Raw genomic sequence first — 14,898 nt, forward strand, 5'->3', positions numbered from 1 at the left:
CTCTATATTTCTACGCGAAACGGTTGCTTTGCCGCCAAAGGACGGCGAAAGCCGTTTCACCTTGAATTCTAAGAATTTATAAGTTTCATCCTTATATCCGCTTAGAATTCTAAGGCAAAGCTCTTCGCTCGTCCTAGAAGGACGACGAAGTCGTTTTTGCTTGTGTGCAGCAATTTTAAAATACGCGTATCAGCAGCAGCGACAGCAGCGCAAACACGAGGCCAACCGCCCAAAACGTGGATACGACGCGCCACTCGGACCAGCCGGACAATTCAAAATGATGATGAATCGGACTCATTTTGAAAATCCGCTTGCCGCGCAGCTTGAAGGAACCGACCTGCAAAATGACCGACAGCATTTCGAGTACGAAAATACCGCCAATCAAAATGAGCAGCAGCTCCATTTTCGTCAAAATCGCTACGGCCGCAATACCCCCGCCGATGCCAAGCGAGCCGGTATCCCCCATAAATACTTTGGCTGGATAGGCGTTGTAGATCAGGAAGCCGAGTACGGCTCCAATCATCGCGGCCGAGAAAATAGCAGAGCCATAAGCCGATACTTGCAGCGCTACAATGGTAAAGGCGCCAAAGGCAATCGCGCTTGTACCAGCGAGCAGTCCGTCCAGCCCATCGGTGAAATTAACCGAATTGCTGGCAGCGAACAAAATAATGACGACAAAAGGGTAATAAAACCATCCCATATCGAAGCTCCAGGACGTGCCGGGAACGATGATTTCTGTGCTATGGTGCATCTGGTACAGCAAAGCGCAGACGATAACCGAGAACAGCAGCTGTCCGAACAGCTTCTGGCGCGCGGTCAGTCCGAGCGAGCGCTTGAAGACGATTTTGATGTAATCGTCGAGAAACCCTACGAGGCCGAAGCCTAGCGAGGCGGTAAGCAGCACCCAGAAATCCGCCGTCTTATCGGCAAAATTCAAAAAGGCTATGAGCAGCGCCAGCATAATAATGATGCCGCCCATCGTTGGCGTGCCGCTTTTTTTCAAATGGCTTTGCGGTCCGTCCGTCCGTATTTGCTGGCCAAACTTCATCCGTTTCAGCAAGGGAATACAAATCGGCCCAAGCAGAGCCGCGAGCAAAAAAGAAACGCCTAGTGTGAATAAAATAATCATCATGTCCATGCTCTCACCCCACCTCTAAAGCTTGGACAATCTGTTCCATACGCATACCGCGCGAGCCTTTGACCAGCACAATATCCGCAGGCTGCAGCTGCTGTTTGAGCCACTCCGCCAGCTTTTCCTTCTCTTCAAAATGAATAATGTCCGCAGCATCAGCCGCAGCGCCGAAGCTGCTCTTCACGCCAAGCGACGTGTGACGCGACAGCTGTCCGCAAGTTAGCACGGCACCCGCTTTCGCCGGCGTAATGAAAGCGCCTGTATCATAGTGAAGCTGCTCCTCATCGGGTCCTAGCTCAAGCATGTCGCCAAGCACGATCCATTTTTTGCGGAAGCCGCTTACGCTCTCCAGCAAATCGATGGCCGCCCTTACCGCAGTCGGATTCGCGTTGTACGCATCATTCAAAATCATGGCGCCATTAAAAGCTTTTACCGGCTGAATCCGCATGCCTGTCAGCTGCAGGCTGGACAATCCCTGGCGAATCCGCTCCCCAGTGATGCCAAAATGATAGCCAATTGCAATAGCTGCCAGCGAATTGCTGACATTATGCTTGCCCGGCACGGGAATGGAATAGATTTCCGCTTCGGGCACTGCTGCATTAGCTTGTGCGCCAGCGCTTCCGTCTTTCAGTTCGAAGGCTGCTGATACCGCGTCTATATCCATATTCGCAGCCGTCCACCGATTTCCGTCCATCAGGCCAAAAGCTTCCAATCTAGCACCAGCAGGAAGAGCCGTATGGCCAAGACCGGAGGCGAGCAGCGGCTCATCTCCGTTATACAGCAGCAGCCCGCCGGGCTGCAAGCCGGACACGATTTCCAGCTTTGCTTTCGCGATGCCTTCGCGCGAGCCTAATTGCAGCATATGCGCATCGCCAATATTCGTAATGATGGCAACATCCGGCTTAGCAATTTGCGTCAGCAGCTCAATTTCGCCAAAGCCGCTCATACCCATCTCCAGTACCGCTACCTCCGTCTGCTCATCCAGCTCCAGCACCATCAGCGGCAGCCCGATATGATTGTTCAGGTTGCCTGCCGTTTTGTGCACGCGAAGCGAGGTGCCGAGTACTGAGGCAACCATATCCTTCGTTGTCGTTTTACCGTTGCTGCCCGTAATGCCCACAACGCGCAGCCCTGAAAGCTCGGTGCGATAAGCACTCGCAAGCGCTTGAAGCGCTGCAAGCGTATCATCGACCTGAAGCAGAGGAGCGTCTGCAAGCTCCGGCGGAACAGCATGGCCGCGCTGCCACAATGCAGCCGCAGCTCCATCCTTAAGCGCTTGGGCCACGTAGTCATGCCCGTCGAATTTATCTCCCACCAGCGGCACGAACAGCTGCCCCGCTGTAATTTTACGAGAATCGGTTCCTGCACCAGTGATGGCAACAGCGGATGCAGCCGGATTCCACTCCGCCTTGCACATGCCGCCTATTTGTTCCAGCGTACGTCTAATCAATGTAATAATCCCCTTATCGCTTCTTTCGCAACTAGTCGGTCATCAAACGGATGCGTAACGCCTCCGATAATTTGATAGGTTTCATGACCTTTCCCCGCAATCAATACTACATCGCCAGGGCTTGCCATTTCAACCGCTTTTTCAATAGCGGCATGACGATCAACGAGCAGCTCATAGCGGCTCTTGTCCACACCATCCTTCAAAAGCCCCGCCTCTACATCCCGCAAAATGAGCTCAGGGTCCTCCGTACGAGGATTATCCGAGGTAATAATTGTATAATCGCTGTATTTGGCAGCAATGGCTCCCATAATCGGACGCTTCGTCCGGTCGCGGTCGCCGCCGCAGCCAAATACGCAAATGATGCGAGGCGGCGCAAGCTCCTTAACCGCGCTCAGCACGTTGTCAAGCCCATCCGGCGTATGGGCATAGTCAACGATAACGGCAAAGTTTTGCCCAACGCTAACCGATTCCACGCGCCCCGGCACACCGGCCATTTTTTCCAGGCTTGCCTTGATTTGCTCAAGCGCTATTCCTTCAATTAAAGCCGCACTCATGGCCGCAAGCGCATTATACACATTAAACTTGCCGACCATCTTGAGCGTAATATTTGCGCTGCCCGCGAAGGTGTCGACATGGAAAGACGTGCCTTGCGCCGTAATTTGAATATTAGAGGCGCGGACATCCGCGGCATGATCAATTCCATACAAAATCGTATCCGCAGCTGTCATTTTTGCAAACATCTCCGAAGCTGGATCATCCGCATTGAGCACCGCATAGGAGCGCTCCGCCTCATCACTTGCATATACATTGCCAAGCCGAGAGAAGAACAGCCCCTTCGCTTCAGCATAACGCTCCATCGTGCCATGATAATCCAGATGATCCTGCGTCAGGTTCGTGAAAATCGCCGTGCGGAAGCGGCAGCCCTTCACCCGGCCCTGCTCCAGCGCATGGGAGGAAACTTCCAGCGCGCAATATTGCGTGCCAGCATCACGCATTTCCGCCAAATAACGCTGAAGCTGCAGCGCTTCTGGCGTCGTGCCCGACATCGGCTCGGTTATTCCCGCATAACGCCGCTCCACTGTACCGATAACGCCTGCCGGCTTATGCTGATCATTCAAAATTTGCTCAATTAAATATGTCGTCGTCGTCTTTCCATTCGTGCCGGTAACCCCAATCAAATGCAAGGAGCTGCTCGGCTGCTTGTAAAAATAGTCCGCAAGCACCGCCATCGCATGGCGGCTGCTGCCTACTACGAGCTGCGGCGCCGCAATATGCGGCAGCTCGCGCTCGACTACAAAGGCAGACGCCCCGCGCTCCGCCGCTTGCGGAGCAAAATCATGCCCATCCACCGTATGGCCAGGCAAACAAATAAACAAGCTGCCCGCCTGTGCTGCGCGGGAATCCGTCTCAATAGCTGTAATCTCTATATCACCGCTGCCAATTAGCTTGGAAGTGATTAATCGGCTTGCCAATTCGCTTAATTTCATATGCTTATCTTCTCCTTCCATTACTCGGCAAACATGAAGCCTTGCTGCCAAACCGAGCATGATGTCCTTCATTATTATTTATTATGTCTACCAGTATAGTCAATGCGTATGAGATATATCATCCTCGTCGCCTAAATAGATACGTATCGTAGAACCGCGATCCACCCGCGTACCGGCAGCAGGCGCCTGGCGAATAACCGTCTGCCCCGTCCCTGCCGAGCTGAGGTTGAAGTTCATGTTCAAATCCTCATAAATATCGGACACCGACTTGCCGATCAGATTAGGGACAGCAACAATTGGCGTCTCGCCGTATTTATACACTTTGCCAATCTGCTTCTCCCTTTGCGGCACCTGCAGCACCGTCAAGGCGTCCTCCATCATATTGCGCACGATCGGCGCCGCAACGAGGCCCCCGAACTGTATCCCTTGCGGGTTGTCGACCGCTACGTAAATGACGATTTCCGGATCATCCGCTGGGGCAAAGCCGATAAAGGAAACGATATGCTCGTTTGGCGAATATTTGCCACCCACGACCTTTTGCGCCGTACCGGTCTTGCCGCCTACGCGGTAGCCATCAATAAACGCATTTCGCCCAGTTCCTTTCGCTACGACACTTTCCAGCGCCTCCCGGACCGCCTTCGACGTCTCCTCAGAAATAACCGTTCGCACCGCCTCCGGCTCTACGGTTTCCACCGTCTCCCCGGTGTCCGGATTTATCCAGCCCTTCACCACATGCGGCTTGTACAGCGTACCGCCATTAATAGCAGCTGAGACAGCGGTAATTTGCTGAATGGGCGTAACCGAAACCCCCTGGCCGAAAGCGGTCGTCGCCAGCTCCACCGGCCCGACACGGCTCAGCTTAAACATAATGCCGTTTTCCTCGCCGCCGATATCAATGCCTGTTTTTGTGCCAAAGCCAAAATTTTTAATATATTCGAAGAGCTTATCTTTGCCCAGCCGCTGCCCAAGCGTCACAAAACCCGGGTTGCAGGAGTTCTCAACAACTTCCAGAAAAGTTTGGCTGCCATGGCCGCCCTTCTTCCAGCAGCGAAGCCTTGCGCCTCCAACTTCAATTGCACCCGGATCATAGAAACGCTCATTGTTCAGGTTGACCTTCTTTTCTTCAATAGCTGCGGCGAGCGTAATAATTTTAAACGTCGAACCCGGCTCATAGGTCATCCAAATCGGCAAATTCCGATTATACACCTCGGACGCGACTTCCTTGTACTTATCCGGCTCATAGGTCGGGCGGCTCGCCATCCCTAATATTTCACCATTTTTTGGATTCATCGCAATCGCCATAATCTGGTCGGGCTGGTGCTGCGCCATCGCTTGGTCCAGCTCTCGCTCCATGATGGCTTGAATCTGCTTGTCGATCGTCAGCTGCATCGTCAGCCCTTCCTTCGGCTCCACATACGTATCCGAGGAATTCGGCATCTGCCTGCCGCGCGCATCCGACAGAAAAGAGACATTCCCTTGAATGCCGCTAAGCTCGTCATTATACCTCGCTTCCACACCCGTAAGCCCTTGGTTGTCTATGCCTGTAAAGCCTAGCACATGCGCCGCCAAGCTGCCAAAGGGATAAAAGCGTTTATTGTCTTCGGCAGCTACAATGCCAGCAAGCGAGAGCTCCCGCACCTGCTGCGCCTTCTCCGGCGTCATTTTGCGGCCGCCGGGACGAAGCTGGACGAGCATTGATTTTTTCGTATTGATTTTGCCATACAGCTCATCTGCCGTCATATCCAGCAGCGGCGCGAGCGCATCAGCCGTCGCCCGCTTGTCTTTAATTTGCGCAGGAATCGCCCAAATGGTAGGCGAGGTTACGTTGTAAGCCAGCTTGACGCCATTGCGGTCCCAAATTTCTCCCCGCTTCGCCATATAGGGAATATCCCTGCGCCATGAATTTTCCGCCTTGGCCGCCAGCTCGCTGCCCTTCCAAAGCTGAACATACCCTAGGCGCGCACCTAAAGCGGCAAATGCAATTACCCCAAAAATAAGCACCATAAACAATCGACGGCGCACCGTCACATTTGATACTTTCATCGCTTGCTCCTCCTCCGCCCTTTGCTTAAGGCAGAGCGTACACTGACGCTCATTCCCAGCCTATTCATGGGGCGGAGGAGATAGAACAAGCCTCTGGCGTGTCCTTTATACTACCCTTGCTAGTCCGTGCCAGTCCATACAAAACCTTGCTAGTCATGCTATTGCTCCTGAATTTCTCCTGTATCCTCTACATCATCCTGCATAGAGCTGCCTGAGGCGGCCTCTTCTTCCGTGCCAGCCTCTGCTTCCGCTCCAGCCTCGTTCTGTGCATTTGCCAATGCTTCCTCTGCCGTGACAGCACCCTCTGCGCCAGTTGGCGGCGAAAGCTGTACGCGCAAAATCCGCTTGTCCCCCTGCTTCTCTTCCTTCTGGGAAATGATAAAGCCTTCCCCTTCTGCCAGCAGCTGCACATTCATCAGTGAAGCAACCTCCAGCGCATCACGCAGCGACAATCCTGTCATGTCGGGAATCGTCAGCTTGTCCTGCTGTTCGGTAACGAGATAAACACGCTGGGTTTGAGCGATATTTTCCCCTGCTGCCGGAACCTGCTTGACTACTGTCGTCCCGGTGCCCACGACCTCAAACATCACATTGCGCGCTTTAAGCTCCTCTTGCGCTTGAGACAAGTTCATTTCGGTGACATCCGGCAGTTGAACGGTTGGCGTCTTTTTATCGGTCGTCGATTCTACTGTCGCGTTATCGGGCATGACCCCCATATGGCGCAATGTTTTGTAGACGATTTCCTTGAAGGCTGGTGCTGCAACCTTGCCCCCGCCCGCGAGCGGATCATTAGGTTCATCGACGACAATATAGACGACGACCTTCGGATTTTCAACTGGCGCGTAGCCGATAAACGAAACGACATATTTATTTTTGGAATATTTCCCATTAATAATTTTTTGTGCCGTACCGGTCTTGCCTGCTACACGGTACCCCTCAATGTAGGCGTTTTTCCCAGTTCCGTTTACTTGGTCGGATACAACCTGCTCCAAATATTCGCCGACCTTTTTCGACGTATCCTCGGAAATTACCTTGCGCACAACCTTCGGCTCAAACTTCTCGGTCGTATTCGTGTTCGGATTGTAAATTTGCTTAATAATTTGCGGCTGCATCAAATTGCCGCCGTTTGCTACTGCAGCGACTGCAGCGATTTGTTGAATCGGCGTTACGGATACGGGACCTTGTCCAAACGATGCCCGCGCAATATCACTGGGAATGCTCAAATTAATATTGATAACACCCTTTGATTCATTGCCCAACTGAATGCCTGTCGGCTGCCCAAAGCCAAAGCGATTAATGTAATCTACCAGCTTCTCGCCGCCGAGCATTTGCCAGCCTAATTTAACGAAAGCGACGTTACTGGAATGCTTCAAGCCTTCCAAATAAGAGATTTTCCCCCAGCCTATCCGGTTGGAATCCCGCACGGGACTACCTGGCACATTAATGCTGCCGGATTGGAAGGTCGCATTCGGTTCGAAAAGCCCTTCTTCAACCGCAGCCGCCAGCGTTACAATTTTGAACGTTGAGCCCGGCTCGTACAAGGACTTGATGGCGTGGTTGTATGCATTTTCAAAATTCGTATCCCAATACGTATTCGGATTAAAGGTCGGATAATTCGCCATGGCGAGAATTTCCATCGTATTGGGGTCAGCCGCAATGGCCGTTATGCTTTTGGGCTGATATTTATTCGCCACTTCCTTGATAGCTTCCTCTACATAATGCTGAATCTCGTTATCGAGAGTCAGCGTAATATCCTGCCCATCAACGACTGGCTCGTAGACAACGTCGCCTTCCGCGAGTTGAACACGCTTGCCATCCTTCTCATACTTGATTTCACCATTCGTGCCCTCGAGTTTATCATTGAAAAAGGATTCAATGCCTGCGAGCGCCTTACCATCCTTGTCCACGTAGCCTATCAGTTGGGATGCCATAGTATTGCGAGGATAATAGCGTTTTTGATCATCATATAAATAAATGCCAACGTCATTTACTTTGTTTTCTTTCTTTAGCTCATCCCGCAGCTCCTTGATTTTATCAGCCACCGATTTGTCGATATTCCAGCCGCCGTCGCGAATTTCGCGCTGCCCGTAATATTCGCCTTTATCGTTCTGTGCGGTAACAATTTTGCGCAGCTCATCCTGCGGCTTGTTCAAAATCGCATTCAGCCCTTCTACGACCTCATCTGCAATGCCCAAACTATCAATCTGCTTCGGACTGACTGCCACATTATAAGCAAGTGCATCCATCGCCAGCACATTGCCATTGCGATCCGTAATGGTCCCCCTGTTCGCGACTAAAGTTTCGGTATCCGCCCAACGTTGTTTTGCCATGTTATACCAAGTGTCTCTATCAACTACCTGCACCCAGAAAATTCTACCAATTAGAATAAGAAAAAGGAGGGTAATTACCCCTCCAAAAAACAATGTGCGCATCCTGATTCGTTTTACCATATGTCCTCCCTACTCACCCATTGCAGTAGCCGATTCCTCTTTACCTGTATTTACGGTTATGCCTGGCTGATAATTGTTGACCATCCCCTGGCTTTCCGCCATTTTCCGAATAAACTCCGGGTCGCTCAGCATTTCAACCTGCTTCTTCAGCTCTTTCAGCTCCACGTTCACCGCTTCATATTCACTAGTGACGTGTTTTATTTCTACGCTCATTTTATAAATTTCGGCATACCTGAAAATAATAACGCCTGCAACAAGCACGCATGCGATTACTGTAAACAAATACAATAGCTTTTCCTGCATCGTTATCGTTTTTCTTTTTACGACCACCCGTTTGTTTTGCTTAATTGCTGGCTTCTGCTCCGGTTTTTTCTTAGGCTGCAGAGCCAAATTTCCATTCGTATAGGCCACTCCAGAACCTCCTCAGGTCTCACAATTTTTCTGCGATTCGCAGCTTGGCCGAACGAGCGCGTGGATTAGTCTCCAGCTCCTGCTCACTCGGAACAATGGGCTTGCGGTTCACTAACCGAAGCTTTCCTGTACCGCCGCACACACATTTAGGGAAATCCGGCGGACAAGTGCACTTTTCTAAAAGGCTCGCAAATAGTTGCTTGCAGATTCGATCCTCCAGGGAATGAAACGTAATGACGGCCGCCCGGCCGCCCGGATTCAGGCAGCGAATTGCCTGCTCCAAAGCTTCTTCCTCCGCGCGCAGCTCATCATTAACGGCAATCCGCAGCGCCTGGAACGTACGCTTTGCAGGATGTCCGCCTGTGCGCCTTGCCGCTGCAGGAATGGACAGCTTAATTAGCTCGACAAGCTCTCCCGTCGTTTCAATCGTCTTGCTTTCCCTTGTCTTGATAATCGTCCTGGCGATGGATCTGGCAAACTTCTCCTCGCCATAATGGGACAGAATGCGCGAAATTTCACGTTCATCCCATGTGTTGACAATTTCATGAGCGGTCATTGCCCCGCCTTGATCCATCCGCATATCAAGCGGCGCGTCATGATTATAGCTAAAGCCACGCTCTGCCTCATCAAGCTGAGGGCTCGATACACCAAGGTCAAACAGGATGCCATCTACCTGAGGTACGCCGTCCACAACTGGCACATCGCAAGTGAGCAGCATTTGTTCCAAATAACGGAAATTGCTTTTTACAAGTGTTACTTTATCCAAATACGGTGCAAGCCTGATCTTTGCGTGGTTCAGCGCAATATCATCCTGATCAAAAGCGATTAACCGTCCTCCCTCGCCCAAACTCGACGCAATGCGTTCACTGTGTCCCGCCCCGCCGAGCGTGCAATCGACGTAAATGCCGTCCGGCTTAATGGCTAGGCCGTCAACCGCTTCCTCCATAAGTACTGTTACATGCTGAAACACGCAATTGCCCTCCCGTTCTTGTTGTCTAGTCTTGGTCGATTTGTTCCATTATCAGCAAGTTTTCAAAATCGCCCATTTAAAAGTTGAAGTCAAAATCGACCAGCTTCTCGGCAATTTCATTAAAGGTTTGCTCGGACTCTGCATAGTAGCCGTCCCAAACTGCCTTGCTCCATATTTCTACCCTGCTTGAAACCCCCAGAACCATACAATCCTTGTCAATTTTCGCATATTCTCTAAGATGTCCCGGCAAGTTTACCCTTCCCTGTTTATCCAGCTCGCATTCGGTTGCCCCGGAGAAAAAGAACCGGGTGAACGCCCTTGCATCCGCCTTCATAAGCGGAAGCGATTTGAGCTTCTGTTCAAGCACTGTCCATTCGCTCATTGGATAAACAAACAAGCAGTTGTCGAGACCGCGGGTGGCAATAAAGGAAGCGCCTAGTGAATCACGGAATTTGGCTGGTACGATAAGCCGACCTTTGTCATCAACGCTGTGTTGATATTCGCCCATGAACATAAGATCGCCTCCACCCTCTCTCCCTTATTCCCCACTTTGCTCCACTTTCCCCCACATAACATAGTGTAATTCGCCATACAATAATAAAATCCTGCTCATAGGAGCAGGATTTTGTTAAAATGTTTGGCCTTATGAATAAATTTTCATCTTACCTTTCGCTTCTAGCACGGAAAGCGAGCTAAATGTGCGCTATTGCTGCTCAGGCTCTGGCTTTGCAGGCGGTGTTTTGGCGCGGGAGCGACGTCCAAACCACCATATGATAAGCCCGATGATTACAGGAATAACGAGTGCGGGAAGCGCTCCTGCGAGGAAGACGAGCAGCCCTTGAAGAACGTTCCATGTTCCTTCGTAGCTTGCTTTGAAGGACGACAGCATTTTGCCGCCTAGCGATTTCTCTTCCTTGTCCGTCTTCACTGACACATCAATCGGCTGATACAGCCTCAGCTCAATCGTTGAGAAAGCTACATTTTTGTCCAAATAGCGCGTGCGTCCTTTGATCTGTTCAATTTCCTCCTGAACCTTTGCAAGCTGCTGCGAAAATTTGACCAAATCATCCGCTTTTTCCGCCTTATCCATGAAAGCAAGCAGCCTTTGCTCCACCACCTGCTTCGCCTTCAGCCTCGCTTCCAGATCAACGTATTCCTCCGTCACATCGGTTCCTTTCAGCTCGCGCTCCAGATGCTTGTTCTCGATCCCCTCCAGCCGCTCCACAAATGGCATAAATCCTTGAGCCGGCACCTTGATCGTATAGCTCGCACCCTTCTCATTGCCATACTGCCCATCCTGAAAAGCAAGGATGTACCCGCCCGCTTGATGGAGGACATTACGCAGCTGCTGGGCCGCCGCCTCATAGTCGGCAACCTTCATCGTCATTGTCGCCGTATAGATCAGCTTTTGGTTAAACGCTTCTCCTCCTATCGCCATGCTGTCGATGGGGCTGTCTGCGGGTGCGCTCGTCAACGCTTTATTGTCTAAAGCACCGCTCTCTTCTTTAGAACCAGCTGCACCATCACTCTTGCTTGAACTGCTGCTCTGCTCCTCAAGCTTATCGCTAGAAGTCTGTGCTGCACTCATATCCCCCTCGGATGCATAATCGCTGTTTGCAGACGAGCAGGCCGAAAGCAGCAGCATAATAGCCAACAAGAATGATGTCGGCAGCAAAATGAGCTTTTTATTTAAGCTTCTTTCTTTGGCTATTTCTTTGGCTGTTTCTTTAATTTTTGTTTTCTCTATTTTTGTCATAAAAATGGCCCCCTTTGCCCTAGTTACCGTCCTAGACGTAAATTTTGACAAAAGGTTGCTCTTTTTGGAAACAAAAACAGCCGCTTCCACCGCATTTAAGCGGTAGAAGCGGCTGTTCCTCTATTTCTCTGTTGCTATGCAACAAGGGGCTGGGACTAGACGTTCCAGCTATCCTGATAAGCAATTTGCTCTGCTGTAAGCGTATCGATGCTGATGCCCAGCGATTCCAGCTTGATGCGCGCTACGCTTTCGTCCAGCTCATACGGCAAATTAACCACTTTTTTGCCCAATGCTTTATACTGCTCATTTACATAGCGGAGCGACAGTGCTTGAAGCGCAAACGTCGTATCCATAATTTCTGCCGGGTGGCCATCGCCTGCTGCCAAGTTGACAAGGCGTCCTTTGGCAATGACATAGATGCTTCTGCCATCTTCCAACTGGTATTCCTCAATATTGTTGCGAACGGTGCGCACATTGGTAGAAAGCGCCTTAAGCTCAGGAATGTTGAACTCCACATCGAAGTGTCCAGCGTTCGCCAAAATCGCGCCGCCTTTCATCACCTTGTAATGCTCGCCGCGAATGTTGTCGCGGTTGCCTGTTACCGTAATGAATACATCGCCCAGCTTGACCGCTTCCATCATCGGCAGCACGGTGAAGCCGTCCATATGCGCTTCCACGGCACGAATCGCGTCCACTTCAGTGACGACTACTTTGGCGCCAAGGCCTTTGGCGCGCATCGCTACGCCTTTGCCGCACCAGCCGTAGCCTACGACTACGACGGTTTTGCCGGCAATAACGAGGTTCGTCGTTTTGTTCAGCGAATCAAATACCGATTGGCCTGTACCATAACGGTTGTCGAACAAATATTTGCAGTAGGCATCATTAACCGCAACCATCGGAAGCTGCAGCGTGCCATCCTTCTCCATCGCTTTCAGACGAATGATGCCCGTCGTCGTTTCTTCCGCGCCGCCACGAAGATTTTCACGCAAATCCGGGCGGTCTTTATGCAGCAGCGTAATCAGCTCGCCGCCGTCGTCAATAATAAGGTCCGGCTTCGATTCGATCGCTTTAATAATGAGCTCATTGTACTCTTCAGGGCTAGGATTATGCTTTGCAAACACGGTAATGCCGTCTTCTACGAGCGCCGCACAAATGTCATCCTGCGTGGACAGCGGGTTGCTGCCCGCAATTGTAACTTCCGCTCCGCCAGCCTTTACCACTTTAGCCAAATAAGCCGTTTTCGCTTCCAAATGCAGCGCAATCGATACTTTCAAGCCTTTAAAAGGCTGTTCCTTCTCAAATTGCTCGCGAATGCTGGAAAGCACAGGCATATGGGCGCTAACCCAATCAATTTTCAAATGTCCTTCCGGAGCAAGCTTAATGTCGCGAATAATGCTTTTGTCAATTGTGCTCATAGGTATATTCATCCTCCAAATTTAAGTTTATAAATAAATGATTTGATGACCGCCCAGCGGGGAAAAAGGAGCTTCCAGCAGCTTGTCGAGCCACGAGGTTCCATAACGGTTCCAATAAGCGATCATATTCAGCACCCGCTCCTGCGGTTTGCCGCTTGGCCACAAGGAGAGCGCAATGCGGTCCAGTTGGCGAATAGCCGCTTCGTATTGCTTCTCATGGGCATCCTTTGTGCGCGTCTCAAGAAACGTAATTTGCTCGATAATTTTCTGACGATTCGTATCGCCAAGCTTGGCAAGGCCCGGTTGTACCGAAGCAGCCAGGTCAAGCAGCGGCGCATACAAATCCTCAAACGCCTGCTTCGCTGCGGCAAACTTCTCGTCAATGGACAGCTGGTCCTGCTCCGCCAGCCACTGCTGCTTGCGCTCCTCGAAGCGCACCGCCACATCCTCCAGCGTCAGTTCATATTTGCTCATATGCTTGGCCACTGTACCTTCAACAAGCGTATAGGATATACGCGGCAATACAAGTGGCATTTCCATATCCAGCTTGCGGAAAGCTTCTCCAGTAATCGCCCAATAAGCAATTTCCGCACCGCCCAGCACCGTTCCAAGCACCGGGAACAAATAATCCTGCATCAGCGGGCGTGTTAGCACATTGTTGCTGAGCTGCTCCGGCTGCTGCCGCGCCATGTCCAGCAATTGTTCCTTCGTTAGCGAATAATCGCCCTTGCGGCTTTGGAAGCTTCCTGCCTGCTTATAAAGCAGCGTCCGCTCCTGCCCTTTATCTGTTTGGAAAACAAACAGATTGGCACTGCCAGGTGTTACATCAACCTGCAGCGGATAGCCAAGCTCCTTCACCTGGTTGGCCACAGCTGTATACGCCTGCTCCAGCTCATCGTTGTGCGTAATCAGCTTCTCGAACATCGGCGCCTCTAGCTTGCGCAGCTGCGGATCATCGGCGTCCATAATAACTAGGCCTTGCTTGCTCAGCAAGCAGCTGATTACACCGGCAAACATTTCCGATAACGATTGCGCCTGCTCCGTAATTTGCCCCAGCTGCTGAAGAATTTCCGGCTTAAAATCAGAATGAGGCAGCGCCTGTTCTAGCTCAGCCAGCAGCTCAGCCCACGTATTAGCATCAATAGCCGTCCGGCTAACTGATGTTCTTGCCCCTTCCGGACGGGCAGCCGCCAGCTTGCGCAGCCCTTGGTCAGCGGTCAGCACATAGGCATGGTTCGCTTCGTCCCAGTCATGATCCTCTCCAGCAATCCAAAATACGGCAGCGACCTTTCTCCCAAGCAGCTGCTCGGCATGGCGGGCTGCGCCGATAATCGATACGGCTTTATGTATAACGAGAAGAGGTCCAGACCATAGTCCAGCCTGCTGGCCGCCAACGATAACCGGCGCACCTTCCGCAATCGCATCAATGGCAGCTAGCGCCTCGGGCGCAGCGTTCCATTTGCTATTGTAATCACGCAGCACAGCAGCGACTGACGCCGCTTCCGCCCTTGCGCCCGCCGATTCTGCAAGCCGCTTGGCACGCAGCTCCCAATCGCCCTTGCGACCCGGATGATAGCCAAACAAGGACTCAACCCTTGAGTCCGTCAGGTTCACATAGGCATCCGTGAGCGGCTGGGTGCTTGGTAATGAATAAGTTTCGGTAGACATAAGCCACCCCTACCTCCTAATTGAAACCATATATTTAAGCTTAAATGCTTATGATTCTGCCTGTAACAGACAAATTGATTGTACACAAGATGTAGGGCGCGCGTCAAAAAGAAAAA

The 14,898-nt window shown here is 51.4% G+C and carries 11 protein-coding genes; all 11 read right to left on the reverse strand.

Going from position 1 to position 14,898, the window contains the following annotated elements:
- Positions 1 to 175: 175 nt before the first annotated feature.
- On the reverse strand, positions 176 to 1,138 hold the full coding sequence (mraY, locus tag AC50Y5_RS15090) for a phospho-N-acetylmuramoyl-pentapeptide-transferase (protein ID WP_056041635.1): 963 nt from the start codon (positions 1,136 to 1,138) through the stop codon (positions 176 to 178).
- A 4-nt stretch (positions 1,139 to 1,142) separates the two neighbouring features.
- On the reverse strand, positions 1,143 to 2,582 hold the full coding sequence (locus tag AC50Y5_RS15095) for a UDP-N-acetylmuramoyl-tripeptide--D-alanyl-D-alanine ligase (RefSeq protein ID WP_056041638.1): 1,440 nt from the start codon (positions 2,580 to 2,582) through the stop codon (positions 1,143 to 1,145).
- Entirely contained in the window at positions 2,579 to 4,069 is a 1,491-nt protein-coding gene (locus AC50Y5_RS15100; RefSeq protein ID WP_494861769.1) for a UDP-N-acetylmuramoyl-L-alanyl-D-glutamate--2,6-diaminopimelate ligase, read from the reverse strand. The genes AC50Y5_RS15095 and AC50Y5_RS15100 overlap by 4 nt, the downstream gene beginning before the upstream one ends.
- 99 nt (positions 4,070 to 4,168) lie before the next feature.
- Positions 4,169 to 6,112 (reverse strand): stage V sporulation protein D, encoded by a 1,944-nt coding sequence (locus AC50Y5_RS15105; RefSeq protein WP_056041642.1) that lies wholly within the window; start codon positions 6,110 to 6,112, stop codon positions 4,169 to 4,171.
- Positions 6,113 to 6,270: 158 nt separating this feature from the next.
- Positions 6,271 to 8,442 carry a penicillin-binding transpeptidase domain-containing protein gene (locus tag AC50Y5_RS15110; RefSeq protein WP_494861774.1) on the reverse strand — a complete coding sequence of 724 codons (2,172 nt, stop codon included), beginning with the start codon at positions 8,440 to 8,442 and terminating at the stop codon, positions 6,271 to 6,273.
- Between the two features lie 129 nt (positions 8,443 to 8,571).
- Positions 8,572 to 8,973, reverse strand: coding sequence for a cell division protein FtsL (gene ftsL2 / locus AC50Y5_RS15115; RefSeq protein WP_056041647.1), 402 nt, complete (start codon positions 8,971 to 8,973; stop codon positions 8,572 to 8,574).
- Positions 8,974 to 8,992: 19 nt separating this feature from the next.
- On the reverse strand, positions 8,993 to 9,943 hold the full coding sequence (rsmH, locus tag AC50Y5_RS15120; protein ID WP_056041648.1) for a 16S rRNA (cytosine(1402)-N(4))-methyltransferase RsmH: 951 nt from the start codon (positions 9,941 to 9,943) through the stop codon (positions 8,993 to 8,995).
- A gap of 76 nt (positions 9,944 to 10,019) precedes the next feature.
- Positions 10,020 to 10,457 carry a division/cell wall cluster transcriptional repressor MraZ gene (gene mraZ / locus AC50Y5_RS15125; RefSeq protein WP_046230405.1) on the reverse strand — a complete coding sequence of 146 codons (438 nt, stop codon included), beginning with the start codon at positions 10,455 to 10,457 and terminating at the stop codon, positions 10,020 to 10,022.
- Between the two features lie 189 nt (positions 10,458 to 10,646).
- Positions 10,647 to 11,699: a DUF4349 domain-containing protein gene (locus tag AC50Y5_RS15130; RefSeq protein WP_494861778.1), complete on the reverse strand. Its 1,053-nt coding sequence runs from the start codon at positions 11,697 to 11,699 to the stop codon at positions 10,647 to 10,649.
- Between the two features lie 155 nt (positions 11,700 to 11,854).
- Entirely contained in the window at positions 11,855 to 13,114 is a 1,260-nt protein-coding gene (locus tag AC50Y5_RS15135) for an adenosylhomocysteinase (RefSeq protein WP_046230404.1), read from the reverse strand.
- Positions 13,115 to 13,141: 27 nt separating this feature from the next.
- A complete protein-coding gene (bshC, locus tag AC50Y5_RS15140) occupies positions 13,142 to 14,782 on the reverse strand; it encodes a bacillithiol biosynthesis cysteine-adding enzyme BshC (RefSeq protein WP_494861781.1) in 1,641 nt (546 codons plus the stop codon).
- Positions 14,783 to 14,898 lie beyond the last annotated feature (116 nt).

The sequence above is a fragment of the Paenibacillus sp. JT22N7 genome (assembly GCF_059383875.1).

What these genes read in the sequence shown, in the direction of transcription:
- mraY (WP_056041635.1), bottom strand. Translation starts at nt 1,138, where the DNA reads ATGGACATGATGATTATTTTATTCACACTAGGCGTTTCTTTTTTGCTC.
- AC50Y5_RS15100 (WP_494861769.1), bottom strand. Translation starts at nt 4,069, where the DNA reads ATGAAATTAAGCGAATTGGCAAGCCGATTAATCACTTCCAAGCTAATT.
- AC50Y5_RS15105 (WP_056041642.1), bottom strand. Translation starts at nt 6,112, where the DNA reads ATGAAAGTATCAAATGTGACGGTGCGCCGTCGATTGTTTATGGTGCTT.
- AC50Y5_RS15110 (WP_494861774.1), bottom strand. Translation starts at nt 8,442, where the DNA reads ATGGCAAAACAACGTTGGGCGGATACCGAAACTTTAGTCGCGAACAGG.
- mraZ (WP_046230405.1), bottom strand. Translation starts at nt 10,457, where the DNA reads ATGTTCATGGGCGAATATCAACACAGCGTTGATGACAAAGGTCGGCTT.
- AC50Y5_RS15130 (WP_494861778.1), bottom strand. Translation starts at nt 11,699, where the DNA reads ATGACAAAAATAGAGAAAACAAAAATTAAAGAAACAGCCAAAGAAATA.
- AC50Y5_RS15135 (WP_046230404.1), bottom strand. Translation starts at nt 13,114, where the DNA reads ATGAGCACAATTGACAAAAGCATTATTCGCGACATTAAGCTTGCTCCG.
- bshC (WP_494861781.1), bottom strand. Translation starts at nt 14,782, where the DNA reads ATGTCTACCGAAACTTATTCATTACCAAGCACCCAGCCGCTCACGGAT.